The sequence below is a fragment of the Neoroseomonas soli genome, assembly GCF_018129065.1.
GTDB classification, from domain to species: domain Bacteria; phylum Pseudomonadota; class Alphaproteobacteria; order Acetobacterales; family Acetobacteraceae; genus Neoroseomonas; species Neoroseomonas soli.
Map to the genome: position 1 here is coordinate 44,085 of NZ_JAAEDM010000008.1, position 25,558 is coordinate 69,642.

20 protein-coding genes are annotated in these 25,558 nt (G+C 68.6%); 11 read left to right on the top strand and 9 right to left on the bottom strand.

The features are described 5' to 3' along the window. Window positions 1-496: 496 nt before the first annotated feature. The 8 genes from GXW76_RS05125 to GXW76_RS05160 all read left to right on the top strand — a co-directional run bounded on the left by GXW76_RS05125 (window position 497) and on the right by GXW76_RS05160 (window position 12,269). Window positions 497-1,072, top strand: coding sequence for a hypothetical protein (locus GXW76_RS05125; RefSeq protein ID WP_211860915.1), 576 nt, complete (start codon window positions 497-499; stop codon window positions 1,070-1,072). Then, window positions 1,072-1,731: a type 2 periplasmic-binding domain-containing protein gene (locus tag GXW76_RS05130; protein ID WP_211860916.1), complete on the top strand. Its 660-nt coding sequence runs from the start codon at window positions 1,072-1,074 to the stop codon at window positions 1,729-1,731. Before GXW76_RS05125 ends, GXW76_RS05130 begins: the two co-directional genes overlap by 1 nt. Window positions 1,732-1,772: 41 nt before the next feature. After that, complete coding sequence (locus GXW76_RS05135) at window positions 1,773-2,738, top strand: hypothetical protein (protein WP_211860917.1); 966 nt, start codon at window positions 1,773-1,775, stop codon at window positions 2,736-2,738. 345 nt (window positions 2,739-3,083) lie between these two features. Beyond that, the gene (locus GXW76_RS05140; protein ID WP_246513933.1) at window positions 3,084-4,517 is read left to right on the top strand and encodes a DUF2252 domain-containing protein; all 1,434 of its coding nucleotides are present in this window, start codon (window positions 3,084-3,086) and stop codon (window positions 4,515-4,517) included. A 21-nt stretch (window positions 4,518-4,538) separates the two neighbouring features. Further along, window positions 4,539-5,567: an AraC family transcriptional regulator gene (locus GXW76_RS05145; RefSeq protein ID WP_211860918.1), complete on the top strand. Its 1,029-nt coding sequence runs from the start codon at window positions 4,539-4,541 to the stop codon at window positions 5,565-5,567. A 166-nt stretch (window positions 5,568-5,733) separates the two neighbouring features. Beyond that, window positions 5,734-8,178, top strand: coding sequence for an arylsulfatase (locus GXW76_RS05150; RefSeq protein ID WP_211860919.1), 2,445 nt, complete (start codon window positions 5,734-5,736; stop codon window positions 8,176-8,178). A 311-nt stretch (window positions 8,179-8,489) separates the two neighbouring features. After that, on the top strand, window positions 8,490-9,692 hold the full coding sequence (locus tag GXW76_RS05155) for a hypothetical protein (RefSeq protein ID WP_211860920.1): 1,203 nt from the start codon (window positions 8,490-8,492) through the stop codon (window positions 9,690-9,692). Between the two features lie 243 nt (window positions 9,693-9,935). After that, a complete protein-coding gene (locus GXW76_RS05160) occupies window positions 9,936-12,269 on the top strand; it encodes a cytochrome c3 family protein (RefSeq protein ID WP_211860921.1) in 2,334 nt (777 codons plus the stop codon). Window positions 12,270-12,286: 17 nt separating this feature from the next. On the opposite strand, the gene GXW76_RS05165 is transcribed toward GXW76_RS05160, so the two are convergent. From GXW76_RS05165 to GXW76_RS05175, 3 genes are all read right to left on the bottom strand, one after another. Beyond that, a complete protein-coding gene (locus GXW76_RS05165) occupies window positions 12,287-12,751 on the bottom strand; it encodes a hypothetical protein (RefSeq protein WP_211860922.1) in 465 nt (154 codons plus the stop codon). A 51-nt stretch (window positions 12,752-12,802) separates the two neighbouring features. Further along, window positions 12,803-13,087 (bottom strand): hypothetical protein, encoded by a 285-nt coding sequence (locus GXW76_RS05170; RefSeq protein WP_211860923.1) that lies wholly within the window; start codon window positions 13,085-13,087, stop codon window positions 12,803-12,805. 233 nt (window positions 13,088-13,320) lie between these two features. Further along, entirely contained in the window at window positions 13,321-14,082 is a 762-nt protein-coding gene (locus GXW76_RS05175) for a porin family protein (protein ID WP_211860924.1), read from the bottom strand. A 214-nt stretch (window positions 14,083-14,296) separates the two neighbouring features. On the opposite strand from GXW76_RS05175, the gene GXW76_RS05180 reads away from it, so the two are divergent. Continuing rightward, window positions 14,297-16,792, top strand: a complete 2,496-nt coding sequence (locus GXW76_RS05180) for an arylsulfatase (RefSeq protein WP_211860925.1) — start codon at window positions 14,297-14,299, stop codon at window positions 16,790-16,792. Between the two features lie 299 nt (window positions 16,793-17,091). Here the strand turns inward: GXW76_RS05180 and GXW76_RS05185 are convergent, their stop codons facing one another. From GXW76_RS05185 to GXW76_RS05195, 3 genes are all read right to left on the bottom strand, one after another. After that, entirely contained in the window at window positions 17,092-17,574 is a 483-nt protein-coding gene (locus tag GXW76_RS05185; protein WP_211860926.1) for a hypothetical protein, read from the bottom strand. 510 nt (window positions 17,575-18,084) lie between these two features. Then, window positions 18,085-19,767: an ATP-binding protein gene (locus GXW76_RS05190; protein ID WP_211860927.1), complete on the bottom strand. Its 1,683-nt coding sequence runs from the start codon at window positions 19,765-19,767 to the stop codon at window positions 18,085-18,087. A 50-nt stretch (window positions 19,768-19,817) separates the two neighbouring features. Further along, entirely contained in the window at window positions 19,818-20,903 is a 1,086-nt protein-coding gene (locus GXW76_RS05195) for a dsDNA nuclease domain-containing protein (protein ID WP_211860928.1), read from the bottom strand. A gap of 250 nt (window positions 20,904-21,153) precedes the next feature. Between GXW76_RS05195 and GXW76_RS05200 the strand changes: the two genes are divergently transcribed. After that, entirely contained in the window at window positions 21,154-22,062 is a 909-nt protein-coding gene (locus tag GXW76_RS05200) for an acetamidase/formamidase family protein (protein WP_211860929.1), read from the top strand. Window positions 22,063-22,076: 14 nt separating this feature from the next. Here GXW76_RS05200 and GXW76_RS05205 read toward each other — a convergent pair whose 3' ends face one another. The 3 genes from GXW76_RS05205 to GXW76_RS05215 are packed head-to-tail and all read right to left on the bottom strand — an operon-like array spanning window position 22,077 to window position 24,369. Then, the gene (locus GXW76_RS05205; protein ID WP_246513934.1) at window positions 22,077-22,514 is read right to left on the bottom strand and encodes a hypothetical protein; all 438 of its coding nucleotides are present in this window, start codon (window positions 22,512-22,514) and stop codon (window positions 22,077-22,079) included. Next, window positions 22,511-23,863: a recombinase family protein gene (locus tag GXW76_RS05210; protein ID WP_211860930.1), complete on the bottom strand. Its 1,353-nt coding sequence runs from the start codon at window positions 23,861-23,863 to the stop codon at window positions 22,511-22,513. The genes GXW76_RS05205 and GXW76_RS05210 overlap by 4 nt, the downstream gene beginning before the upstream one ends. After that, window positions 23,860-24,369: a DUF2924 domain-containing protein gene (locus tag GXW76_RS05215; RefSeq protein WP_211860931.1), complete on the bottom strand. Its 510-nt coding sequence runs from the start codon at window positions 24,367-24,369 to the stop codon at window positions 23,860-23,862. Before GXW76_RS05215 ends, GXW76_RS05210 begins: the two co-directional genes overlap by 4 nt. Before the next feature lie 301 nt (window positions 24,370-24,670). Between GXW76_RS05215 and GXW76_RS05220 the strand changes: the two genes are divergently transcribed. Beyond that, window positions 24,671-25,492, top strand: coding sequence for a hypothetical protein (locus GXW76_RS05220; RefSeq protein WP_211860932.1), 822 nt, complete (start codon window positions 24,671-24,673; stop codon window positions 25,490-25,492). Window positions 25,493-25,558 lie beyond the last annotated feature (66 nt).

The window sequence follows — 25,558 nt, forward strand, 5'->3', positions numbered from 1 at the left end:
GACGGCCGGCCTGGTGGGCACCAGCGGGTCCGCCGCCATCCCCACCACCGCCCTCGATCTGCCCCACCGTGCAGCGTCTCCGGCGGTCCCCGCGCTTTCGGGGCCGGGTCCCCGTCTCCATGAACGCTAGCGCCGACCAGTGCACATCGCAGCGAAATTGTCCGTTGAGAAGATCCATCGGCCCCATGAGAGGGAGCGCTCGACGCAGGGGGTGCGGCATCCAGCGACATCATCACGACGAACGCTTGGCATCTGTCGAGGGAATGGAATCATCCAGCGCGAGGGCGTCAGCCTTGGTTGCCCTCACGACAGCGTGCCCTGTAAGGATAAGAGACGTCGCAATCAGCATGAAGGGCGAGTCGTTCTGCGGTCGGCAATCACTCTTTTCGCATGCGTGCTGCTCGCCGGCTGTTCACTGCCGCCCAATACTGCGTTGCGGGACTGGGCGCGCCTTGCCAGCGTGCTCGCAGACCAGCCGAGCGCCGCGCAAGCACCTGTGCCGGACGAGCGCGACGGGCTGCTCGCGCAGCAGGAAGCGCTCGCCATCTACCTCTATGCGCTGTCGGTACTCGCGCAGGAGGAGAGCACGCTCACCTTCCGCGCCGAGGCCTTTGCCCCGCTGGTGCCGCGCGCCGCGTCGGCCGACCCCGCCGCGGGACCTGCGGTCGCCGAGATCGGCCGCCTGTTGGACGCCGCCCGGGCGGGCAACCTTGCACCCGGGGCGCGCGCGAGCAGCGCCGGGTCGTCGACGGTGATCGAGGATTTGCGCCTGCGGCCGCTGATCCGCGCCGCCGATCCGCCGGCGCAGGTGCTGGTCGGCACGCTGTCGCGCGCCACGGTCGGCGCGCCGGGATCGGACCAGGACACCTACCGCCAGCTGCTGGCGGCCATCGGGGAGGGCCACGCCTTGCTGAAGGCACGCGCGTCCAACATCCGGCAGCGCGAGGTGGAGCGCGAGATCCATGCCCAGGAGGACCGGCTGCGCCGCCTGATGCTGATCCTCGCGCCCGATCCCGCGGTGGGGCTGCGGCCTGGCGCGGCCGGGATGGTTGGCGCCGTGGTGCAGCCGTGATGCGGCGCCTCGTGTTCGCCGTCTTGGCGGCGCTGCCGGCCGCCTGCAGCGCGCCCGACTATACGCCGGTGCGCGATTGGGCTCGTACCGCCAGTCTCGCCGCCGATTTCCCCGCCGGGCGCCTGCCGCCGCCGGTCTCGGAGGATGTACGGGAAGGTGCGCTGGCGATGCGCGAGGCGCTGGCCACCTACCTCGCCGCGCTCGGGCGCATGGCCGATGACGGCGTGCTGCCCTATCCGGAGAACCCCTTCGTCGAACTGGCCCCGCAGGCCGGGCGCGCGGGCACTGGCGGCGAGCAGCCGGTCGCAGCCCTCGGCGCCGTCCTGCGGCGCGCGACCAGGCAGAACTGGCGCGCACCGCAACTGCGCGGCGCGATCGGCGAGACCGATCCGTCCGTGCAGGCGCTGGTGCAGGCGCTGACGGCGGCAATCGGCCGTAATGCCGATCCGAACGAGCCCCCCGCCATCGCGACGGCGCGCGCGCAGTATTCGGCCATCATCGTGCGCATCGGCGAGGATCACGCGCTGCTCCGGGTCCGCGCCTCCGACATCACCGACCAGGACGTGGTGGAACTGGTCCGCGCCGCGGAGGATCGCCTGCGCCGCGCCATGCTCGCCCTGCCGCGGCCATCCATCCCCGCGGCCGGGCCGGCGCCGTGATCGGCTTGCGGCGGATCGCACGTGCTCTGGCCGTCGCGGCGATGGTGGGCCCGCCCGCGATCGCAGCGGCCCAGCCGACCGGGGAGCGGGTCGAGGCGATCCTCGATCGCATCGATGCCATCCGCGACCAGATCCGGATACGCCCTGGCGGCGTGCTCGGCATCATGGGCTACAACATGTCGCCCGATGGCTCGGCGAATGCGCTGCAGATTAATCGCAGCACAGTGAGCGCCGACGAGGGCGCCTCGACCTTCACGCTCAGCCAGTTCGGCTTCGGCTTCACCTGGAGCGAGAGCTTCCCGCTGTTCACCGAGGCCTATGTCGGCACCGCGCGCTACGACCCGCGCGCGGTGTTCACCAATCTCGGCACTCGGCGCTCGCCCCTGCGGTGGAACAACATCGCGGCGACGCTGGGCGTGGGCTACGACATCCGCATCGGGGAGTATCTCTGGCTGCGGCCGATCCTGAATGTCTCGGGCGGCTATGCGGCGTCCGATGCCTCGCTGTTCGGGCAGTTCATCCAGTACCGCACGGACCGCGACATCTCGGCGCTGACCGACCAGCACGTGAATGTCGGGGGCCTCGGCGGGTCGCTGATGCTCGCCTACTACGACTACCGCCCGGCGCGCGACATCGATGTCGAGCTGCGCTACACGCAGATCCAGCTGCAAACCTTAGGCGACACGATCCGCGCGGCGCGGGGCAGGTCCACCGCGCAGACCGCCAGCCTCTGGACGCGGTATCGCTGGCCGACCGGCTGGGAGGCTTTCGGCCGGCCGGTGCGCTGGGTGCTCGACGGGTCGTTCAGCTACTACCTCGGCGACCAGGCCGACATCATGGGGTTCACCTGGTCGGCCAAGGTCGGTGGCGGCATCGAGATCGACGTGGGCCGCCAGGAGTTCGGCGCCCTCGGGCTCAACCTGTCCCGGGTGCGCCTGGTCGCGCGGTACTTCATCGGCGACAACAACATCACCGGCACGTCGGTCGGCCTTGGCTTCAGTTTCTGACTGGCCTCACGACACCTTGCGCCACCTGCCGGACCGTCGTTTGCTGCGATCCAGGCGCAGCATGTCCCGCTGTTGGTCGGGCAGCAGCATGTCGGGGCTGCACCTGAAATTCGGCACACACAATGCTGCAGCCGCACAGGCGGCACGGGCCACCCGCGGCATCGCAGGCCTCGTTCAGGCCGGCTGCCGTTCTTGCTGGGTGCATCGCTCGTTCGCCGTGCGGTGCAGGCGTCAGACGCCCCGCGCGCAATGGACGCGGGAGAATCTTGACGCACATCAACGCGCGAAACGACAGTCTGATGCCCTCATGACAATGGTATCAAAGCGGCGACAAAAGGTCAGGCGATGAAGAAGACCGGCAAGAAGTCAGATCAGAAGCCCCAACCGGTGGTGGCGGCCGAACAGTCTCCTAGAGTCGTCGATCCACACGGGCCCTCGGTCGCCGAGCGCATGGAGGCCGGAAAGGCGCTGCGCACAAGGGTTCCCCGCGCCGCGCATGCCGAATGGAAACGGACGGCGCAGCGGCAGGATCCGGTCGCGCTGCTGCAGGCATCGGATGCCGAGCGGCTGCCGGAGCTCGTGCCGATCCGTTACGGGCGGATGCTGGCCTCGCCCTTCGCCTTCTTCCGCGGGTCAGCCGCCGTGATGGCCGCGGACCTAGTGGGTACGCCGGCCACGGGCATCCGGGTGCAGGCATGCGGCGATTGCCACCTGGCGAACTTTGGCGGCTTCGCCACGCCGGAGCGCAACATCATCTTCGACATCAACGATTTCGACGAGACACTGCCGGCGCCCTGGGAATGGGATGTGAAGCGGCTCGCCGCGTCCTTCGTGCTCGCCGCGCGCTCCATCGGCCTGTCGGACGGCAAGGGGCGGGACGCGGCGGTCTCCGCGGCGCGCGCCTATCGCAAGCGCCTTCGCGAATTCGCCGGGATGCATCCGCTCGAGGTCTGGTACGCGCGCGTCACGGCCGAGGACGTCCTCACCATGGTGCCCGCGGCGCGCGTGGCGGCTCTCAAGGCGCGTATCGACAAGGCGCTGTCGGGCAGCGGGTCGGAACTCGACTTCCCGAAGCTCGCCGGCGTGGTGGGCGGCCGCACGGCGATCCGCGACACGCCGCCGCTGATCTTCCATCCCGACTTCGCCCGATCGAAAGAGTTCGACGAGGTCCTGACCCAGATCTTCGCCGCCTATCGCGAGACGCTGAGCGACGACCGGCGCGTGCTGCTCGATCGCTACCGCGTGGTCGACGCGGCAATCAAGGTGGTGGGCGTGGGCAGTGTCGGGCGTCGCTGCTGGATCGTCCTGATGATGTCCGCCTCGAACGATCCGCTGTTTCTCCAGTTCAAGGAGGCGGTGGCCTCCGTCCTCGAACCCTTCGCGGGCGCCAGCGCCTATGCCCATCACGGGCAGCGCGTCGTGGTCGGGCAGCGGCTGATGCAGCCGGCCTCCGACCTGTTCCTGGGCTGGGTCACGGGCGTGAACGGCAAGCAGTTCTACGTCCGCCAGCTCCGCGACGCGAAGATCAAGCCGCTGATCGAGACCTTCGACGGCGAGATGCTGGAACTCTACGCGCGGATCTGCGGCTGGTCGCTCGCGCGCGCCCACGCCAAGAGTTCGGAGGTGGCCGGCATCGCGGGCTATCTCGGTTCGGGTGACGCCTTCGATGACGCCGTTGGGGACTTCGCCCTCGCCTATGCCGATCAGGCGGAACGCGACCATGCCGCGCTGAAGGCTGCGGTGCGGCGCGGCGCGGTCACCGTGCACCTGGAAGCGTAGGCACGAAGGAGGCGCCTGACCATGACCGTGATGGCCGCTCCAGCCGACACATCGCAGGCCATGGGCCTCACACGCCGCTTCAATGAGGCAGGCGCCTTCGCGAGCGCGTTGCTGGGCGGCCAGTTCGATTGCCTGCCGGTGCGGCAGCAGCCCTTTGCGGCGACGCTGCGGGTACTGCGCGTCGGCGAAATGGTCGTGCAGCAGGCCACAACCGCGGCGCATGTCACGCGGGGCGGCATCGCCCCCGGCATCGCGGTGCTGATGATGAACCTGGAGGCACCGCAGCGCCCGGCGCGGGTTAATGGCGCCGAGGTCGGCACCGCGGAGGCGATCCTGGCGCTCGGCGGTGCCGAGATCACGTCCAACAACCCGCGTTGCCTTGACTGGGCGGCGCTCGCGCTGCCGCTGCCGCAGCTCGAGGAACTGGCCGAGCTCGCGCCGCCGCAGATGCGTGTCAGGGGCACGGTCAGCCTGCTGGCGCTGCTCCCTGAACGGGCGGCGCGCCTGGCTGGCTCGCTGTCGGCGTCACGCCAGCTTGCAGACGACCCGTCGGTGCTACTGGATAGTCCCGACGCTGCTGGCAGTCTGGCCATGTCGCTGCGCGAAGAGGTCGCTGCGGCCCTGACTGCCGAGGCCGAGTTCAGGCCACGCCCGCGTGCCGTCGGCCAGGCACTGCGCATCGTCGCCGCGGCCGAGGCCTTCATGGAGGCGCAGGTGGAACGGCCGGTCTACACGGAAGAACTCTGCACGGCACTCGGCGTCTCTGCCCGCCGGCTACACGACGCCTTCCGGGCGGCGCTGGGCATGAGCCCGCACGCCTACCTCAAGTCCCGCCGGCTGATGCTGGTGCACCGAGCATTGCTCGGCCAGCTGGACACCCCGGACCTGGTGAAGTCGGTCGCACTCGCGCATGGCTTCTGGCATCTCGGTCACTTCGCGCGCGACTACAGGGCACTGTTCGGCAGGCTGCCGTCGGAGACACTCGCGAGGCGCGCCACGAGCGGCGGCGGCCAGGCCCGGCCGCTAAGCCGAGGCATGCCGGCCATGTAACGGGATGCGGACCCAGCCTGTCCGCGCTCCCCAGGGCGAATGCCGATTTTGGATAGCGTCTTGCGGCGAGACCACGAGACGCGGCGATTGTTCTGGCGCTTAATGGCGTGCTTGGGCCGGTATGCGCGCGCGCGTTCCACGTGGGTTCCTTTCTGGAGGCAGGTCGATGAGGGTTCTTGGCGCACTCGCAACCGGGATCGTGGTCACGACGCTGGTCTTCGGGCTCGCCACGTCCCCCGCCGCGGCGCAGCAACTGCGCGGCACGCCGGGGGCGCCGAACGCGGTTGAGTTCCCCAACTCCCGCGTCCTGCCGGTGCCGCCCGGCCGCTTCGAAGGCAGCATCGCGCCGTCTGCGCGGGACAGCACGCCCGCCTGGCCGCCCACGCTTGGCGCGCCCGAGAATGCGCCGAACGTCCTGCTGATCCTCACCGACGATGTCGGCTACGGCGCGCCCTCCACCTTCGGCGGCATCATCGAGACGCCGGCGCTGGAGCGCGTGGCCAATGCCGGGCTGCGCTACACGCAGTTCCACACCACCGCGCTGTGCTCGCCGACCCGCGCCTCGCTCATCACGGGCCGCAACCCGCATTCGGTCGGCTTCGGCGTGATCTCGGAACTCTCCACCGGCTACCCCGGCTACAATGCCATCATCCCGGCCGACACCGCGACGATCGCCGAGACGCTGCGGCAGAACGGCTACGGCACCTCCTGGTTCGGCAAGAACCACAACGTGCCGCCCTGGGAGGCGAGCCCGGCCGGCCCCTTCACCCGCTGGCCGCAGGGCATGGGCTTCGACTACTTCTACGGCTTCGTCGGCGGCGATACGAGCCAGTGGCAGCCCGGCAACCTGTTCCGCAACACGACGCGCATCCACCCCTTCCTCGGGCAGCCGGGCTGGAACCTTTCCACCGCCATGGCGGACGAGGCGATCGCCTACATCCGCAACCAGCAGGAAGCAGCACCCGGCCGGCCCTGGTTCATCAATTACGCGCCTGCCGGCACGCATGCCCCGCACCAGCCGCCTCCCGAATGGATCGAGCGCTTCCGCGGCCGCTTCGACATGGGCTGGGAGGCGCTGCGCGAACGCATCTTCGAGAACCAGCGCCGCATGGGCGTGCTGCCGCCCAACGCGATGCTGACGCCTTGGCCGGAACAACTGCCGCGCTGGGCCAGCCTCTCGACCGATGAGCGCCGGCTCTTCATCCGCCAGGTCGAGGTCTACGCCGCCTTCCTCGCGTACACCGACCACGAGATCGGCCGCGTCATCCAGGCGGTCGAGGATGCCGGGCAGATCGACAACACGCTGATCATCTACATCAGCGGCGACAACGGGGCCTCGAGCGAGGGGCAGCTGCGCGGCACGCCGAACGAGGTCGCCTACTTCAACGGCATCGAGACGCCGGTTGCCCGGCAGCTCGAACTCATGGACGCCTGGGGCAGCGACCGCACCTACAACCACATGGCGGCCGGATGGGCCTGGGCCTTCAGCACGCCCTACCGCTGGGTGAAGCAGGTCGGGTCGCATTTCGGCGGCACGCGCAACGGCATGGCGATTTCCTGGCCGCGGCGCATCGCCGACCGCGGCGGCATCCGCCACCAGTTCCATCATGTGATCGACATGGTGCCGACCATCCTGGACGCAATCGGCATCCCGGAACCGCAGATGGTGAACGGCGTGCCGCAGCGCCCGATCGAAGGCGTCAGCATGGCCTACACCTTCGACCGCGCGAACGCGCAGGCGCCGACGCGTCGACGCACGCAGCATTTCGAGATGTTCGGCCACCGCGGCATCTACCACGATGGATGGTACGCCAACACGACGCCGCCGAACCCGCCCTGGGACAGCGCCACACAGCCGCCGGCCGACGTGGTGAACGGCTACGCCTGGGAACTCTACAACCTGGTGGAGGACCCGACGCAGTCGCGCGACCTCGCGGCGCAGCACCCGGAAAGGCTGCGCGACCTGCAGCAGCTGTTCCTGGTGGAGGCGACGCGCTACGGCGTCCTGCCGATGGACAATTCGGTGCTGACCCGCCTGTTGGTGCAGCGGCCTGGCTTCTCGGCCGGCCGTACGGAGTTCACCTATCGCGGCACCGGCATCGGCCTGACCTCGGACAGTTCCCCGCCGGTCCTCAACCGCGCCTACCGCGTGACGGCGGAGATCGAGGTGCCGCAGGGCGGCGCGAACGGCATGCTGGTCACCCAGGGCGGCCGCTTCGGCGGCTATGGCTTCTACCTGCGGGAGGGTCGCCCTGTCTGGACCTGGAACTTCCTCGACATCGAGCGGGTGAAGTGGGAGGGAACCGCGGCGTTGCCGCCCGGCCGCCACAGCATCGTCTTCGAATGGCGGCCCGATGCCTCCGGCCCGCCGATTGGGCGCGGCGGTGTGGGCACGCTCTCGGTCAACGGCCAGCAGGTGGCGGAACGCCGGATGGAGCGCAGCATCCCCTTCTATATGCAGTGGGATGAGCCCTTCGATGTCGGGCAGGATACCGGCACGCCGGTCGATGACCGGGACTACCAGGTGCCTTTCGCCTTCACCGGCACGCTGCGCAGCGTGCAGTTCAACCTCGGCGCCAGCACCATCCCGCAGGCCGCGACGCGGAACTGACGCGGCACTCGTCATGGCGCGGCCCTGCATGAAAACGAGCGGGGCCGCGGTCGCTATCCCGCGCAGGTCCGGTTTGCCACGGCGTCATGATGTGGCGGCGGAGCGCGTGACGATTTCTCGCCTGGCCGGTGCGAGGCGCCACGGTCGTTCAACCTGTCATTTGCCTTCAGTGCCTTAGCCCAGATGAACCTCACGCCCATCAGCCCGGGAATGCGTTTCCGGCGAGCGAAGGGTTGGTGGTCCTACCGCCTTGCGCCGCAGCCTTCCCTTTTCGCTGTTCGTTCCGCTCGCCTGCTCCGAAAGGGCTCCCGATGAACTCCGATGCAGAAGCCGGTCTTCAGCAAAGGAACGCGGAGGATTTCTCGCTTTTCCTCGGCGGCCCCCTGTTCCAGCTATTGCGCCGGACCCGCCTCACCGATGACGCACTGCAACTCGCGCGCAGGCGGGTCATCGCAATCACCTTGTTCACCTGGCTGCCGCTGCTCGTGCTATCGACCTTGGAAGGACGTGCGCTGCATGGGGTCGCGGTGCCGTTTCTCTTCGACGCGGAAGTCCATGTCCGGTTCCTTGTCGCGATACCGCTGCTGATTGCCGCGGAGTTGCTCGTGCAGGATCGGATTGGCTCGGTTCCGCGGATGTTCCTCGAAAGGCATCTGATCCCCGAAGCCGACATGCCGCGCTTCAAGGCCGCCGTCGCTTCGGCCTATCGCTTGCGCAATTCCGTTGTCGCCGAGGTGCTGCTCATCGTCGCCGTCTATGCCGTCGGCGTCCTGTTGGTCTGGCGGCATTACGTCGCGATGGACGCCGCCACCTGGTACTCCACCCGGACAGACCAGGGTACGCAGCTTTCGCTTGCTGGTATCTGGCTCGGCTATTTCAGCCTCCCGGTCTTTCAGTTTCTGATTTGCCGTTGGTATTTTCGTATTTTCATCTGGGCGCGGTTTCTCTGGCAGGTGTCGCGCATTCAACTCAAGCTGATCCCGACGCATCCGGACAGGGTCGGCGGCCTTGGCTTCCTGTCGCTAGCAGTCCAGGGCTTTACCGTGCTTGCCGCGGCGCTCGGCGCGTTGCTGTCCGCCTTCCTGGCGGACCGCATCCTCCATCTCGGGGCGCCATTGACGAATTTCATGTTCGAGATCGGCGGGATGGTCGTCTTCGTCCAGTGCCTCGCGCTCGGTCCGCTTCTGGTGTTCGCGCCGCAACTCGCGGCGGCGAAGCGGGTAGGAACGCGCGAATACGGCACGCTGGCCGAGAGCTACGTGCGCGCGTTCGACACCAAGTGGCTGCGCGGCGGCGCCGCACCGGGCGAAGAGTTGCTCGGCAGCGGCGACATCCAGTCGCTTGCCGACCTCGGCAACAGCCTGGAAGTCGTGAAGGGCATGCGGATCGTGCCTGTCACGCGGGATGACGTTGTCCGCTTGGCGATCGTGACGCTCGCGCCGGTCGCACCGCTTCTTCTGACCATGATGCCGCTGGAGGAACTGATCCGCAGGCTCTTGGGGGTCGTGTTCTGACGGTTCAGCGTCCATTCGAGCCGGTTGGAATATCGCCGCCGTCATTCTGGGGGAGAGGATCGCCTGCCCGTGCGCCCCGCGGCACGTGCGCCCCGGCCTCTTCGTTCGTCGATGCGGGCACCATCCGCACGGACCCGCCGTCCGGAATGGACGCCGCGCTCGCCACGGGACGGTTTCGCGTGGAAACATCCGGGCCCGTGATCGCCTGCGGTGCCGTAGCCCATGAAGGTTGACCTGCCACTGATGCTCCGTCGCGCAACCATGCTCGCTGCGCTGATTGCATTGCCTTTCGTGCTTGCTGCCCTGCTGGTCTCTCCCCCGGCGCCGCACGCGGCGGAACGCGCCCGCCAGGGCTTCGTCGGCTCAACCACCTGCGCGTCGTGCCACGCGTCGGAAGCCGCCGCGTGGCGCGATAGCGACCACGCGCGCGCCATGGCGGCGGCGACACCCGCCAACGTGCTTGGTGATTTCTCCGGCGTGACCGCCACCGATGGCCGACACACCGCGTCCTTCCGACGCGAGGGCGATCGCTACGTGATCCGCACCGACGGGCCCGGTGGCGCCGTCGCAGACTTCACCATCACCGAGACCTTCGGCGTCGATCCCCTGCAGCAGTATCTGGTCCTGTTCCCCGATGGCCGCCGGCAGGCCTTGCCCTGGGCGTGGGACAGCCGGCCCCGCGAGGAGGGCGGGCAGCGCTGGTTCCACCTCATGGCGCAGGACCCGCTGCCTGCGACCGACCCGCTGCATTGGACCGAACGCGAGCAGACCTGGAACTTCATGTGCGCCTCCTGCCACTCGACGGGGCTGGTGCGCGGTTATGACGCGGCGACGGATCGCTACGACACTACCTGGACCGAGATCAGCGTCGGCTGCGAGAGCTGCCACGGGCCCGGCGCCGCGCATGTCGCCTGGGCGCAATCGGGCGCACGCGGCGAGGACCCGCATCGCGGCCTCACCGTGAACCTCCGCGACCGGTCCGGCGGCGCCTGGCGCATCGCGGCCGACGACCCGCGCGGCATCGCGCGCTGGGACGGCCCGCCGCGCCAATCGAGCGCCGCGCAGGTCGAGACCTGCGCGCCCTGCCATGCCCGCGCCCGCCCGCTGGTCGCCGACCCGTCGCCCGGGCAGCGCTTCCTCGACACCCACGCGCCGCTGCTGCTGGAGCGCGGCGAGTACCACGCCGATGGCCAGATCCAGGGTGAGGTCTTCGAATGGGGATCCTTCGCGCAGTCACGCATGAGCCGTGCGGGCGTGGTCTGCGCCGATTGCCACGACCCGCATCGCGGCACGCTTCGCGCGGAAGGCAACGCGGTCTGCGCGCAATGCCACCTGCCCGCGCGCTTCGACACGGCCGAGCACCACCGTCACGCGCCGGGCACGCCGGGCGCGCAATGCGTGTCCTGCCACATGCCCGCGGTGACCTACATGGGCGTGGACCGGCGACGCGATCACGCCTTCAGCATCCCGCGCCCCGATGTCGCGGCGCAGGTCGGGGCGCCCGACACCTGCACGTCCTGCCACACGGACCGCCCGCAATCCTGGGCGGCACGGCAGATCGTGGAATGGTTCGGGCCGCGGCGGCGCGACGATCCGTACCCCGCGCTCGCCATCGCCGCCGGACGCGAAGGGCGGCCCGGCGCGGACGCCCTGCTTGCCGCCGTGGCGACCGATCGCGCGCAGGCGCCGATCCTGCGCGCGACCGCTGTCTCGCTGCTGCCCATGCCGCCCTCTCCGGCCACGGCGCAGGCGATCGGCGCGACGCTGCTCGACCCCGATCCGCTGGTGCGCGCCGCGGCGCTGCGCATGCTCGAAGTCCTGCACCCGCGCAACCGCCTGCACGCGGCGCGCTTCCTGACCGACGAGACGCGGCTCGTGCGCATCGAGGCGGCACGCGCCCTGGCGCCTGTGCCGGTCGCCGCCCTGCCCGAGGCGGCGCGCTCCGCCTTCGCCCGCGCCTGGGAGGAGTTGCTGGCGAGCGAGCGCGTCGCCGCCGAGCGGCCGGAGGCGCATGTGAACATCGCTGCCCTGCTCGCCGCGCGCGGCGACATGGTCGGCGCCGAGGCCGCCTATCGCGACGCGCTGGCGCGCGACGCGACGCATCTCGGCGCGCTGGTGAACCTCGCGGATTTCGAGGCGCAGCGGGGGCGGCACGAGGCGGCCGAGGCTGCGCTGCGCCGCGCCGTCGCCGCGCATCCGGGCGAGGCAGAGGCGCATCACGCGCTGGCGCTGGCGCTGGCCCGCCAAGGGCGGACGGCCGATGCGCTGGCCCCGCTTGCCGAGGCCGCCAGGCTACGGCCCGAGGAACCGCGCTACGGCTACGTCCAGGCGATCGCGCTGAACCAATTGCGTCGGACCGAGGACGCCGTCGCCGTGCTGCGCGCGAACCTGGAACGCCACCCGCGCCACCGCGACAGCCTGATGGCGCTCGCGACGATCGAGCGCGACCGTTCGAATTTCAGCGAAGCAGAGAGGCTCGCCGCCGCGGCCGTGGCGCTGGATGCGTCGGATCGCGAGGCCGCCGCGCTGCTCGCGCAGTTGCGGGGGCTGCGCCAGCGGCTTCCGGGCATCCGATAGGCGTGCGCGGCGCGCCGTCAGTCGAGTTCGATCAGGAGCCCGTCCGCACCGATCTGCAGCGCAACGCCTGTGCGCTGCGGACGGAGCTGGATGGTGACGCCCGCCGGATTCTGCAGCCACACGCCACCGCGCATCGCGGTGGAGCCCGCGACCGCGCCCGCGCGCGCCGTGCCGTAGAGGCCCGGGAAGTCGGCGAGCCGCGACAGCCCGTAGACGTCGCCATTGGCCCGGAGTTCGGAGATGCCGACCCCGCCGACGCCGAGACCCCGGACGCGGAACCGATGCGCGTGCCCCTGGAAGGTCAGGGTGCCGCTTCCCCAGGACACGCTGCCGAGCAGGCTGACCTGGGTCTGGGTGATGGTGACTTGCCCCACCGGTCGGGCGGGCTCGGCGCCTTCCGTCCGCGCCGCGAAGCCCGCGGCGAGGAAGGTGGCGAAGCCAAGCCGGCCGGCGGCGCGGCGGGTATGGTGGCGGGTCGGCATGTCGGGGTCTTCCGTGCGGGAAGGGGCGGCTTCCTCGGCCGGCGATTGCGTCTACGCCTTCGCGTGTCCGGGCAGTTCGCGGGTGGCGGGCGTGAGCCGCTTGCGTCGCGACACGGCCGCGCCGGCAAGGCGGGTGGTCTCCTCAGCGTGCGGATCGCGGATCGAACGGTCCACGCGGATCGAGCGGGCCCCGCGGGTCCAGCGGGCCGCGTGGATCGAGGGGGCCTCGCGGGTCCAGCGGACCTCGGGGATCGGCCAGGCCACGCGGATCGGCGGCGCCGCGCGGATCGAGAGGCCCGCGTGGGTCGAGCGGTCCCCGGGGATCGGCCAATCCACGCGGATCCGCCGCACCGCGCGGGTTGGCGGGCAAGCGATGCCGAGGTGCCTGGGCAGCCGCGCGGCGCGGCGCGAAGAGCGCGAGCAGAGCGAGCCCGCCTGACGCGGCGAGGCGCGCGCATGTCCGTCGATGCACCGGACGATCGTCCTTCGCGGCGCGGTCTGCCATGTCGTCCTCCATGCGCTCGGATTCGTTCCTCGTGCCTCGCAACGGAAGCGGAGCTGCGCCGCGCTCAGAAGCGCAGGCTTGCGCCGATGATCGGCCCGGCCATGTCGAGCGAGATGTCCGAGCGGCCCTTGTCGTAGTCGATGTGGATCCAGCGATAGCCGACCGACGCGCTGATGTTCGCGGTGATCTGCCAGTCCAGCGTAGCCATCAGTTGGTAGGTCAGTTGCGATCCGGCACCGAAGCCGCCGATATCCCCATAGCCGGTGATGGCGAGGCTGTCGTTCAGGCGGACCACGCCGCGCGCGGCGATGACCGGATCGACCCAGCTCACCGAGTTGTCCACGCTGCGCCCGGGCAGGCGCCCGGCATCGAGCGTAAGCTCGGTGTCGAACCACCAGGCGCGCACGCCGCCGCCGAGCTCGAACCGCCCGCCCTGTCCCTGCGCGACGGTATAGAGGCCGATCGCGGATACCTCCGCCGATTGGGTCCGCGCGCTGGCGCCGCTGAAGGCCCCGTGCCCCGGGACGGGCACACCCTGCTGCAGGTTGAGGTAGAGCGTATCGACGACGAGGCTGAAATTCCCGCGCCGCGCCTCGAACAGGCCCATCGCAGAGAACTTCATGGTGCCGAAGATGTCGCCGAAATCAGCCGCGAAACTCTCCGATCCCGCCGCCGTCGTGACCTCGCCGCCAAGGCCCGAGAACCAGACATAGGGCGACAGGGTGAAGGTCCATTCGTCCGGCGCCGCGGCGGGCTGCTGCGCCCGCGCAGGCGCGGCCGGGAGCGCGAGAGCAACGAGCGCGCAGAGCAGCGTATTCGCCTTCATCCGACCTGCGGGACAACCCATGCTTTGCTCTCTCACTTTTGCCTTGGCATGCAGATCAATAGGATACGTTGCCCCGCATCTCGATGTCGATGCTTGCCGGACGGTCTGCCGATTTTGGATAGAGGATGAGCGTCGACGCTTACGGTTCATTCTGGCACGCCGATATCATCGGCTCCGTCGCCTCCCGACCGTATGTGAAATGAAGGATCGCGCCATGATCTTCAGACCGGGCCATCGCGCATCGTCGGTCGTCCTTGTGCCGACGCTGCGCGGCCGCGGCGCGCCCGCGGCGATCGGCGCGGCACTGCTTCTCCTGACGCTTGCCTTCGTCGCGCGCGAGGCGCCGGCGCAGGACCTCCGCGGCACGCCGGGCTCCGCCACCGCTATCGAGTTCCCGAACTCCCGGATCCTGCCGCAGCCGCCCGCTCCCTTCGCGGGCACCATCAATCCTTCCGCGCGGGAGAGCACGCCGGCTTGGCCGCCTACGCTCGGCGCGCCCGAGAACGCACCGAACGTCCTGCTGATCATCACCGACGATGTCGGCTACGGCGCGCCCTCCACCTTCGGCGGCATCATCGAGACGCCGGCGCTGGAACGCGTGGCCCAGGCCGGGCTGCGCTACACGCAGTTCCACACCACCGCGCTCTGCTCGCCGACGCGCGCCTCCCTGCTGACAGGGCGCAATCCCCATTCGGTCGGCTTCGGCGCTGTTGCGGAGCTCTCGACCGGCTTCCCCGGCTACAACGCGATCATCGGCGCCGACACGGCGACGATCGCCGAGACGCTGCGCCGGAACGGCTATTCGACCGCCTGGTTCGGCAAGAACCACAACACGCCGCCCTGGGAGATCAGCCCCGCCGGCCCCTTCGACCGCTGGCCCACCGGCCTCGGCTTCGACCTCTTCTACGGCTTCATGGGCGGCGAGACGAACCAGTGGGAGCCGGGCAACCTCTACCGCAACACGACGCGCATCCTGCCCTTCGAAGGCCGCCCGGGCTGGAACCTCACGACCGCCATGGCCGACGAGGCCGTCGAGCGCATCCGCGAACTGAACGAGGTCGCGCCGGGCCGCCCCTGGTTCATCCACTACGCGCCGGGCGGCGCGCATGCCCCGCATCATCCGACGCCCGAATGGATCGCCCGCTTCCGCGGCCAGTTCGACGAGGGGTGGGAGGTGATCCGCGAGCGCATCTTCGCCAACCAGCAGCGCCTCGGCGTGCTGCCGCCGAACGCGGTGCTGCCGCCCTGGCCGGACACGCTGCCGCGCTGGTCGAGCCTCTCGGCCGATCAGCGGCGACTCTATGCGCGGCAGGCGGAAGTCTTCGCGGCCTACCTAGCCTATACAGACCATGAAATCGGCCGCGTCATCCAGGCGGTGCGCGACGCCGGGCAGATCGACAACACGCTGGTCATCTACATCAGCGGCGACAACGGCGGCAGCGCCGAAGGCCAGGTGCACGGCACGCCGAACGAATTCGCCTTCTTCAACGGCGTCGAGATCCCGGTCGAGCAGCAGCTACCCTTCATCGACGAATGGGGCGGGGAGAGGACCTATCCGAACCTCGCGGTCGGCTGGACCTGGGCCTTCGGCACGCCGTACCAGTGGACGAAGCAGGTCGCCTCCCATTTCGGCGGCACGCGCAACGGCATGGCCATCTCCTGGCCGCGGCGCATCGCGGACCGCGGCAGCATTCGCCACCAGTTCCACCACGTGCTCGACATCGCGCCGACGATCCTGGAAGCGATCGGCATCCCCGAGCCGCGTTCGGTCAACGGCGTGGCGCAGCGGCCGATCGAGGGCATCAGCATGCTCTACACCTTCGGCGCCGCGAATGCCGTCGCGCCGTCGCGCCGTCGCACGCAGCATTTCGAGATGCTCGCCCATCGCGGCATCTACCACGATGGCTGGTACGCCAACACGACGCCACCGACGCTGCCCTGGCAGAGTTCCGGCCACGCGCCGGAGGATGTCGTCAACGGCTATGCCTGGGAACTGTACAACCTCGCCGAGGATCCGACGCAGAGCCGGAACCTCGCCGCGCAATACCCCGACCGGCTGCGCGACCTGCAGCAGCTCTTCCTGGTCGAGGCGGCGCGCTACCGCGTCCTGCCGCTCGACAATTCCAGCCTGCCGCGGCTGATTGCGCCGCGGCCGGGCCCGTCGGCCGGGCGGCAGGAATTCATCTATCGCGGGGCGGGGACCAGCCTGCAGGCCAGCGTGGCGCCATCGCTGCTGAACCGCGCCTATCGCCTGGTGGCCGAGATCGAGGTGCCGGCCGGTGGCGCGAGCGGCGTCATCGCGACGCATGGCGGGCGCTTCGCGGGCTGGGGCTTCTACCTGCTTGCCGGCCGGCCGGTCTTCACCTGGAACCTGCTCGACATGGAGCGGGTGAAGTGGGAGGCGCCGGCCGCCCTGCCGCCCGGCCGGCACAGCATCGCCTTCGAGTTCCAGCCGGATGCCGCCGGCGCGCCGGTGGGGCGCGGTGGAACGGGGATCCTGTCGGTCAACGGGCAGGTGGTGGCGCGACGGACGATGGCGCGGACGCTGCCCTTCGCCGTGCAGAGCGACGAGACCTTCGATGTCGGCCTCGACACGGGGTCGTCCGTCTACGACCGGGACTATCGGACACCCTTCGCGTTCACGGGCCGGCTGGAGCGGATCGTGGTGACGCTGGGCGAGTCCACCCTGCCGAGGTCGCCGGCGCGATGAGGCCGACCGAGAGGCAGTAGGTGCCGCCACGGAAAGACCTGGGCGCCATATGGTCCGCGGGGCCGCCTGTTTGTCTCCGGAAGCCCCGCGAGCCATCGACGGTACGAGGAGTTCTTTCATGAGGGACAGGGCATAGATAGGCAGCATCGGAAGCAGGAAGGCGATCGCCTTCACTTCGCAGGCGAGCCGTCACGTTCGCTATCCCGACCAAGCCGACGCGCTTTTTCCTCCCCAGAGAATTTCATTCCCCGGTTCCTACCGCTGCTCCAGTCTTCTCTCTCACAACTCGTCTCTCCTGGTCAGGGCACCGCGCTGAGGCGCAGGTTTGGACGAGGTTTGTGCGCGGACCTTGATGGTTCGAGGGCGCAACCACCACCAAATTTGGGCCGGAGAGGGCGGAGAGTCTCCGAACCTTGAGGGTAGGCCAATTCTACCCTCAAGGTTAACCCATTGATATTAGGTGGATTTTTCTCGGCGTGACCGAGAGCTTTCAGTAACCCGATCGCTCCGCAACGCTTGGTTAATGCAAACTGTTGATCCGCCCCAATCATACGATCAACGAATTGCAGCATCGCCGCAGGTATTTCAGAGACCGGATCGACATGGACGATAAAGACCACGTCTTCGCCCGCTTCAAGGACGACAAGCCGGCGTCGGCCGATCGACGCGAGACGCTGACCATCCCCCGACGCGCCGGAGTGCCGGGAAGCAGGTCGGTCGAAGTGGTGCATGTGCGATCGGGTGGCGCCGTGAGGGACAGGCAACAGCGCCAGGATCAACATGTTCGTGCGGCTTCGTGGGACGGCGGCTTCCCGACGAAGCAAACGCCCCGCACGTCTATGCCGATCGAGCATGCGACCCCTGAAGCCGCAGAGCCGGTCACCCACGTCATGCCAGCCTGGGAGCCAGCGGCGACGGAGGCTGATGCGGCCCCTGCTGAGGAGCTTGTCGCTGCGCCACGTCGTGGCCGAGGGCGACCTCGCAAACGGCCGACCAGCGCGCCGACAAGGCGCGTCGCCGACCCGTTCAACGCATCAGATGGTGGCGCAAACTGCATGCGGTGCGGCTATGCGATCGAGCCTGCGCGCGAACGTCGCGGGCTGATGACGTGCGCGGACTGCGGTTAGGGCCAGCCTGCGTCGGACGCAGCACTTCCCGAGCATAGCGAGCGATGGGAAGCAGATATGCTGCGCAGCGCGTGCGGGCCTGGGTGTCGCGACGGAGCGCCTGCATCGGTTAGCCGAACCGCGGGTGACTTGCAGATCATGTGACCGGGGTGATTGGCATGATGTCTAGAGCACCATCCGGGTCAGAAACGGCATGATGTGGGCCGCTACGTCGTCGTAGGCCTCCTCGCTTAGTAGGCGGTTCCTCCCCTGCCCGACGCGGACGATGGTCGCCTCCTCACCGGACACACCGACCGCCTCTTCCACGGCCAGGATGAGCTGGCTGTCGTTCGGACGGTCCCTGACCAGGAACTGGATCATCGCCGGGAGGTGCTCTCGGTCCTGGCCCTGCTGGTTGGGCGCATCGACCACGATGGGGCAGAACGTCGCCGAGCCGTACTCGCGCGCGGTGTGGAGGAACGCGTAGTAGTAGGCCGCCAGGCCGCGAGGCCCCTCGCTGCCGCGCGCCCGGGGCGGCAAGGTGATCGAACTGCCACTGTGCAGCCCGACGTCGAGCCGCTGTGCCGCGCGACTGAGGTGGCTGGCGAAGCAGGCCTCGATCGACCGGGAGCGCTTCCGGTCCAGCGCCCGGTTCATCTCGGCGACCATCTCGTCGATCCGCGCCGTGAGCTGCCCGATCTGGGTCTCAGCCTCCTCGATCCGCCGGCGAAGGATGCGGGTCGCCGAGTTCCGGCCCTCGGCCGCGACGACGTCGCCCAGGCTGATGTCGCGGCGCCTCACCGAGAGCACGGCCTGCACGCGCGTGATCGCCTCGGCGACCGCGGCGACGTTCGACTGCACCTTTTCGATCTCGGTGCTCGTCTTGCGGATCTCCTCCTGCGCCTTCTGCGCCACCGCCGTTAGAGTGTCGCCATCGGACGCGATCTTGAAGCGCGCTGCGATGTCGTTGGAGTAGTGCTCGCCGCAGCTCGGGCATTCCACGTCGACCGGCTGATGCGTCGCGCTGGCGAACACCTCGTCCAGCTCGGCTAGCGCCGCCTTGGCGACGGCGAGCTGCGCCGACCAGAGCGAGCGCACATCGGCAAGCTCGGCCAGCTTCTCCCGATGCTCGACCTCGCGCTCGTGCAGGCGTTGGCTCTCGGCCACCAAGCGTGCCGTCTCATCTGCAAAGTCGTCCAGCGTCAGGTGTAGCCCCGCATCGGGACTCGCCTGCTCAAGGTGGGACACGGCGTCAACTAGGCCGCGCCGGCGCTGCTGCACTTCGCCGAGTTCCCGCTTCGTCTTCTCGCGCTCGGCCAGGGCCACGTAGTATTCGTTTGGCTTGAGGCCGGAGTGGTAATCCGCCAGGACCCGCGCCGAATCCGAGAGGTACATGCCTTTGAACGGCGTCCAGGCGGAGTTCCAGCTCTTGTCCTGGTCGACGTAGTACGGCGCGAAGGCATAAGCCGGAGGGGGCACGACAACGTCGTCGCGCTTGTCGGTCATTAGCAGGCGGAAATCGAGCAGCTCGGCCAGGTGTGGCGCCAGCTCCGATGAGACCGAGCTGGTCTGGAAATGTCCGGGGCCCGCCCCGTCGAAGATCGCGTACGTGCCGGCGGACTTCACGATGGTCCGCACCACGCCATCGATGGCGAACTCGACCGCCGAGACCACCCGCTCCGACTTCCAGTTGTCGTCGATGCGATGCGGCTCCGCGCCGAAGGTGTCATACAGGCTTTTCAGGAGCGCGGACTTGCCGAACCCGTTCGGGGCTTGGATCACCGTCGCGCCCGGATTGAACTCCATCGTCAGGGCCCGGCGTCTCTCGCGTGAGAGAAGAAAGACCTTTTGAAACTTCATCGTGCGCACGACGCCGTCCCCCGAGGCTTAGCAACAACCGCCGCAGGCCATAATCGCGGTCACTGGCCATTCACTGCATCGAACGCTTCGACGAGAAGCGCCGCCTCCCACGTCAGATCATCGTAAGCCGCCTTGAGGTCGGGATCCACTTGGCCGGCGAGCAGGGCCGCCGCGTCGATCAGGGTTGCGGCCGACAACAGGCTGCAGCTGGCGGTCGCCGCGGCGTGCTTCAGCGCGGCGTGGAGCTTGGTAGTCGCGGGAGTGCGCTTCGACCTATTGCGCAGGTACGTGGCGATGGTGTTCTGCAGGCGCAGCCGCGCCGGTAGCGCTTGGCCCGCCGCCGTCAGCTCCTGCTCGACGCTGCCCCAGTGGTCGAGGATGTTGCGATGCTTCTGCGCCGCGGCAAGGACGTTGTCCACGTCGCCGCGGCAAAGGCCCTTGCGCCCGTAGAGCTCATCGATCGTGGCGCAAACCGTGGTGTCATTCGACTTCGCCGTGACGTCGGCGACCAGCGTGCGGTATAGCGGGGCGATTGCCGGGCCAGGCAGGTCGCTGAACAGCTCGATCAGGCGACCCCTCATGTACGTGTCGTAGCTGTGCAGTGGCACGCGCGTGCGCTCGAAGTGGATGATGTTGCCCTCATCCGGCGTGCGCGGCGAGGGGAAGTCGGGCTCGAGCGCCTTGGCGAAGGTTGCCTTGGCCTTCGCCGCGAGCTCCGGATACGCGATCGCCATGTGGTCCGGCGTGGACAACCCGCCGGCGGCAAGGTTGAACTCGAAGGGCGCGTTGGTGAGGAAGATGGCGGCCTCGACCTGGCCGCCGAACGCGACGGTGTGATGGTACATCTTCCCGATCGTGGTGCGCGGCGCGTCGCCCGAAGCGACGCAGAGGTTCCCCGGCTTCCACGGCCCGGGCTCCCGACCCTTGATCTGGTAAAGCCTCAGGCCGGTTGGCTCGCCAGAGCCCACCATAATGGTGAGATCGTCGAAGTGGTCGAACAGGGCCCGGTAGTCATGGCCCGCCTCGTGAAGCTCGAGGAGCTTCTCTAGGGACGCATGAACCTGAAAGGCGAACCGCGCGCCGGTGCGGGCGCCGGCTTTCTCTCTCGGCTGCGCCTGGAGTATGACGCTCGCGTGGGCGGTCATTTTGTCATCGGCTGCGGTTTATTGTGGCTTACCACTCTGAAACCAAGATGCGAGTCCGACAAGTCTTTCCGTGGCGCGTCGTAACGAACTCGAGCTTCCTCTGATCCGATCCCGTTCGCGGGCCTTAGCGGAGGGGCCCGCCGCCGCCCAGCCTCCAGTTGACCGGCACGCGACCGCCTTCCTAGCGTGGCTGGAGCAGCTTTGGCGCGGATCCGTCAGCCGATGCAAACAAGATGTCGACGAGGGGCCCATGGCCACGCATCGCTTTCGTCCCACGCGCTACTTCAACGCGATCGGCGTCGCCGAACCCTGCCTGCGCGTTGCTGATGGCGACACGGTGGTGACCGACACCGTCGACGCTTCCGGCCTCGACGCGCGGGAGGTCGCCGTCGCCAAGCGCCCGAACCCGATGACCGGCCCGTTCTTCATCGACGGCGCCGAACCTGGCGACACGCTGGCCGTGCGGATCGATCGCCTGACACCAAGCGGTGCAACGGGCTGGACCTACTCGCCGCTCGCCCTGACCGTGTTGGATCCGGCCGCCATCATCGACCGGCCGCCGCAGCAGCGCGCCGTCTGGGATATCGACCGCGCGGCCGGGACGGTGCGCCTGCAGGAGACGGTGAAGGGGCTGGAGGAGTTCGCACCGCCGATCCAGCCCATGATGGGCTGCTTCGGGGTCGCGCCGGCGGGCGGGCAAGCACTGTCCACCGCGACCAGCGCACAGAATGGCGGCAACATGGACTACCGCCTGTTCGCGCCGGGCACGACTGCTTGGTTTCCCGTCGCAGTGCCGGGCGCGCTCTTCTATCTCGGCGACGGGCATGCCTGCCAAGGCGACGAGGAGATCACCGGCACCGGCATCGAGACATCCTTCGAGATAGAGGTAACGTTCCACGTCCTGAAGCGGACGATCACCTGGCCGCGCGGCGAGACGGCCGACCACATCTTCACCGTCGGCAACGCCCGGCCGCTGGACCAGGCGCTGCAGCACGCCACGACGGAGATGTCGCGCTGGCTGGGCGAGGACTACGGCCTGGATGCCCGCGCCGCCAGCCACCTGATGGGCCAGGTCGTCTGCTACGATGTCGGCAATGTCTTCAACCCCGCCTTCACCGTTGCCTGCCGCATCGCAAAACGCTGGCTCCCGAAGCGGTAGGATTTGACGTCGACCTACGATTTGGGACCCGCGGCGCGCCCCGGTTCAGCGCGCCGCGTCGGCTTGCCCGACATCAGGTGTTCCCACTGATGTCCCCAGACCAGAGGAACTGGCTCCAGCAGAGCCGGAAGCGCAACGCGATCTATTGCCCGACCATCCAGCACCATCTCGACGAGGTCTGGCGCCAGGAGCGTCAGCCGCAGCAGCGAGCCCAGGTATCCCCGCTCGACCTGCTCCGCCGCCGCCATCTCGGTGATCGACGCGTACCGCCCGTCGTCGAGCAGCTTCTGGTACCGGAATGCCCGTGCGAGCGCCTTCACCAGCGCCGGGTCGGCTCGCGTCGGGATGGCGGCCTCGTCGCCTTCCTGCACCGGCGTCACCACGGTCTTCCGCCCCGGCCGCCGCCGGATCTTCAGCGGCACCCGGACCGTTATGCTAGTGGCGCCGGTCATGCAGCCGTCCTCAAGGCTTCAGGCGCGATGGTGCCGAGATCCCTGACCAATCCGGCCAGCCCCTCGACGCGGAGCCGAATGTCGGCGCCGGCGGGCCCGACGACCACCCGCTCCACCAGCGCCCGCACGACCCGCGCCTGCTCTGCCGGAAACAGTTCCTCCCACAACGGGTCGAGCCGATGTAGCGCGTCCCGGACCTCGCGCTCCGTCAGGCCCGGCGCCTCCCGACGCGCCGCAAGCCAGGTGCCAACCACGATCTCCGGCTGCCGGAGCAGGGCTCGCACCTGGCTGATCACGGCGCCCTCAATCTGCGCAGCCGACACGCGCCGTACGATGGTGTCGTCCACGACCGTGTCGGCCTTCAGCACCCGCTGGGCGACGTAGTAGCAATAGCGCCGGCCATTCTTCACCGCGTGCGTCGGCGACATCGCACGACCGTCGATGCCAAAGATCAGCCCCTTGAGCAGGGCCGGGGCATGCTGCCGATTCTGCGCCGCGCGGCTGCGCGGGCTCACCTGCAGGATGGCGTGCGCCCGGTCCCAGAGATCCCGCGGCACGATGGCTTGGTGCTCGCCGCGATAGATGTTCGCCTTGTGCGTGACCTCGCCGATGTAGGTCCGCAGGTTCAGCGCCTTGTAGACGTCGCCCTTGTCCAGCAGCTTCCCGGACTTGCTGGTGACACCCTCCGCCTGCAGGCGATGCACCGTCTCCACGCCCGACCCGGTCTCCACGAACAACTCGAACACGCGGTGCACGCGCGCGGCCTCCGGCTCGTTGACCACCAGCTTCCGGTTGGCAACGTCGTAGCCGAGCGGCACCTTCCCGCCCATCCACATGCCGCGGGCCTTCGACGCCGCAACCTTGTCCCGGATCCGCTCCCCGATGACCTCGCGCTCGAACTGCGCAAAGGAGAGCAGGATGTTGAGCGTCAGCCGCCCCATGCTGGTGGTGGTGTTGAAGGACTGCGTCACCGAGACGAAGGTGACGCCATGCGCCTCCATGGTCTCGACCAACTTGGCGAAGTCAATTAGTGAGCGTGATAGGCCGTCGATCTTGTAGACGACGATGACGTCGACGAGGTCCTGCTCGATATCGGCCAGCAGTCGCTTCAGGGCGGGGCGTTCCAGGGTTCCACCGGAGAATCCGCCATCGTCGTAGCGGTCCCGCACCAGGGTCCACCCCTCGGCACGCTGGCTCGCGACATAGGCTTCGCAGGCCTCGCGCTGCGCGTCGAGGGTGTTGAACTCCTTCTCAAGCCCTTCGTCCGTGGATTTGCGCGTGTAGACCGCGCAGCGCAGCTTCTTCGTGGTCGACGGCATCGCCTCACCGGCAGGTGCCTTCCGCTTCATGCCCCGCCTCCCGGCTGCCGGAGCCCGAAGAACGCCCAGCCATTCCACCGCGTGCCGGTGATGTGCCGCGCGGTGGCGGAGAGGGATCGGTAGGGCCGCCCCTCATACTCGAAGTCATCGGCGCGGACGGTGACGACGTGCTGCACGCCGTCATACTCCCGGATCAGCCGCGTGCCCGGCAGCGGCCGGCTGTCAGCGCGGATGCGCCGGAGCACGACATTGCCGCCATCCAGTTGCTCGCCCAGCGCCTCGAGGCGCGCCCGTGTCTCCGGCTTCAGGCCGCCATAGGCCAGTTCCTGGATGCGGTAGGCCAGCCGGCTGGTGATGTAGCTGCGGCTGAACGGTGGCGGTTCCTTGCCGAACAGCACGCGCCATTCGGCCTTCAGCTCGCCGATGGGTGCGGTCTGGATCCAGGCCAGCCGGCCCAGGACCTGATCCTTTGGAATGGCAGAAATAGTGCGTGCGACGGGCTCGATGGCATCGCCGGCATAGGTGCGGGCGGTCATGCGCAACTCCTCTCCGAGGGAGCCGCATGCACGCTCTGGTGGGCGGTGAAGTGTAGCGAACTCTCCGGGCCGGTTCCGGGGTCGCGATCGAACTCCTCGGCGGTGCGGCTTCGCAGCCGCACAAGGCCACGGGCGAGGATGTCGCAGACCTCGTGCAAGTGGGGCGGGAGGTGCGTCAACGCTGCGCGGGACTGGCGGGCCATTAGTAGGATTCACCGTCGGGTCGCGCGCGACCGCCCTTGCGTTGGCATGATCGTGGAGGTTGAGAATTGATGCCGTCGCCAGGGAGTTGGACCGCGAGATGACCACAGCTGATACGACAGAACATCTGACCTTGCTTGAGGCGATGATCCGCTGGTGTGACGGCGACATCGTGGATCGAATCGGCGCTGAGGAACGGAAGAACCTCGCCTACCACCTTCGGTCCTTTTCGATGCCGAAGCTCTTGGACGAGTCTGAATGGTTGCAGCCGACGGCTCAGACGTGGGCGTTTGCCGGAGATCTGACGCTCCTGATCGCTGCGTGGGAGGATCTTGCAGCGGATTTTCGACGTCGGGTCGAGCGGGGTGAACTTTACCTGGAGGGCGTCCTGTCCGGCGAAGATCCGGACGCGCAGCCCGAGGCGATCCCGAATTTCTGGGCTTCTGAACTCCACTTTGACCTGACCGCCAACGTCGCGACCCGCGCAAAGAGGCGGTATCTCGCGATATCTGTCTCGAAGCGGCCATCGCCTTGGACCGCGCTCGGTCGAGCGCAGAATGGAGACGCGGATCCGCCACTCCGCTTCGATGCAGGATCCGTCGCGAGGTTGAGTGGTGAGGAGATCCTCTACCTGCTCGAGGAGCACGCCCGTCGCGTTATCGCCTCGCCGGACGCCACGCTCATCCCTCCGGGCAAGATCAGTTTGCTGCCTATTGTGAAAGGCAAGATGGTGCATCGGGCCGAACAGGGCGAGCTGATGCCCAGCCTGTCGCAAGAGGCGGCTGCTCTTGCTGCTTGGATTGCCTCGAAGGTAACGCTCCATCAGACGCCTACTGCCTCCACGATCGCGAAAGTGCTGGGGAAGAAGTACGCAGCGCTGCGAGCGCGATCCAGCGGCGCGATCCAACGCGACCGCAAGTGAATCCCGGCGTTGGATCGAGGGAGTCGGAACACCCACACCAACCGGCGACACCATGCTGGCTGAGAG

What these genes read in the sequence shown, in the direction of transcription:
- GXW76_RS05130 (WP_211860916.1), top strand. Translation starts at nt 1,072, where the DNA reads ATGCGGCGCCTCGTGTTCGCCGTCTTGGCGGCGCTGCCGGCCGCCTGC.
- GXW76_RS05135 (WP_211860917.1), top strand. Translation starts at nt 1,773, where the DNA reads ATGGTGGGCCCGCCCGCGATCGCAGCGGCCCAGCCGACCGGGGAGCGG.
- GXW76_RS05140 (WP_246513933.1), top strand. Translation starts at nt 3,084, where the DNA reads ATGAAGAAGACCGGCAAGAAGTCAGATCAGAAGCCCCAACCGGTGGTG.
- GXW76_RS05145 (WP_211860918.1), top strand. Translation starts at nt 4,539, where the DNA reads ATGACCGTGATGGCCGCTCCAGCCGACACATCGCAGGCCATGGGCCTC.
- GXW76_RS05150 (WP_211860919.1), top strand. Translation starts at nt 5,734, where the DNA reads ATGAGGGTTCTTGGCGCACTCGCAACCGGGATCGTGGTCACGACGCTG.
- GXW76_RS05155 (WP_211860920.1), top strand. Translation starts at nt 8,490, where the DNA reads ATGAACTCCGATGCAGAAGCCGGTCTTCAGCAAAGGAACGCGGAGGAT.
- GXW76_RS05160 (WP_211860921.1), top strand. Translation starts at nt 9,936, where the DNA reads ATGCTCCGTCGCGCAACCATGCTCGCTGCGCTGATTGCATTGCCTTTC.
- GXW76_RS05165 (WP_211860922.1), bottom strand. Translation starts at nt 12,751, where the DNA reads ATGCCGACCCGCCACCATACCCGCCGCGCCGCCGGCCGGCTTGGCTTC.
- GXW76_RS05175 (WP_211860924.1), bottom strand. Translation starts at nt 14,082, where the DNA reads ATGAAGGCGAATACGCTGCTCTGCGCGCTCGTTGCTCTCGCGCTCCCG.
- GXW76_RS05180 (WP_211860925.1), top strand. Translation starts at nt 14,297, where the DNA reads ATGATCTTCAGACCGGGCCATCGCGCATCGTCGGTCGTCCTTGTGCCG.
- GXW76_RS05185 (WP_211860926.1), bottom strand. Translation starts at nt 17,574, where the DNA reads ATGTTGATCCTGGCGCTGTTGCCTGTCCCTCACGGCGCCACCCGATCG.
- GXW76_RS05195 (WP_211860928.1), bottom strand. Translation starts at nt 20,903, where the DNA reads ATGACCGCCCACGCGAGCGTCATACTCCAGGCGCAGCCGAGAGAGAAA.
- GXW76_RS05200 (WP_211860929.1), top strand. Translation starts at nt 21,154, where the DNA reads ATGGCCACGCATCGCTTTCGTCCCACGCGCTACTTCAACGCGATCGGC.
- GXW76_RS05205 (WP_246513934.1), bottom strand. Translation starts at nt 22,514, where the DNA reads ATGACCGGCGCCACTAGCATAACGGTCCGGGTGCCGCTGAAGATCCGG.
- GXW76_RS05210 (WP_211860930.1), bottom strand. Translation starts at nt 23,863, where the DNA reads ATGAAGCGGAAGGCACCTGCCGGTGAGGCGATGCCGTCGACCACGAAG.
- GXW76_RS05215 (WP_211860931.1), bottom strand. Translation starts at nt 24,369, where the DNA reads ATGACCGCCCGCACCTATGCCGGCGATGCCATCGAGCCCGTCGCACGC.
- GXW76_RS05220 (WP_211860932.1), top strand. Translation starts at nt 24,671, where the DNA reads ATGACCACAGCTGATACGACAGAACATCTGACCTTGCTTGAGGCGATG.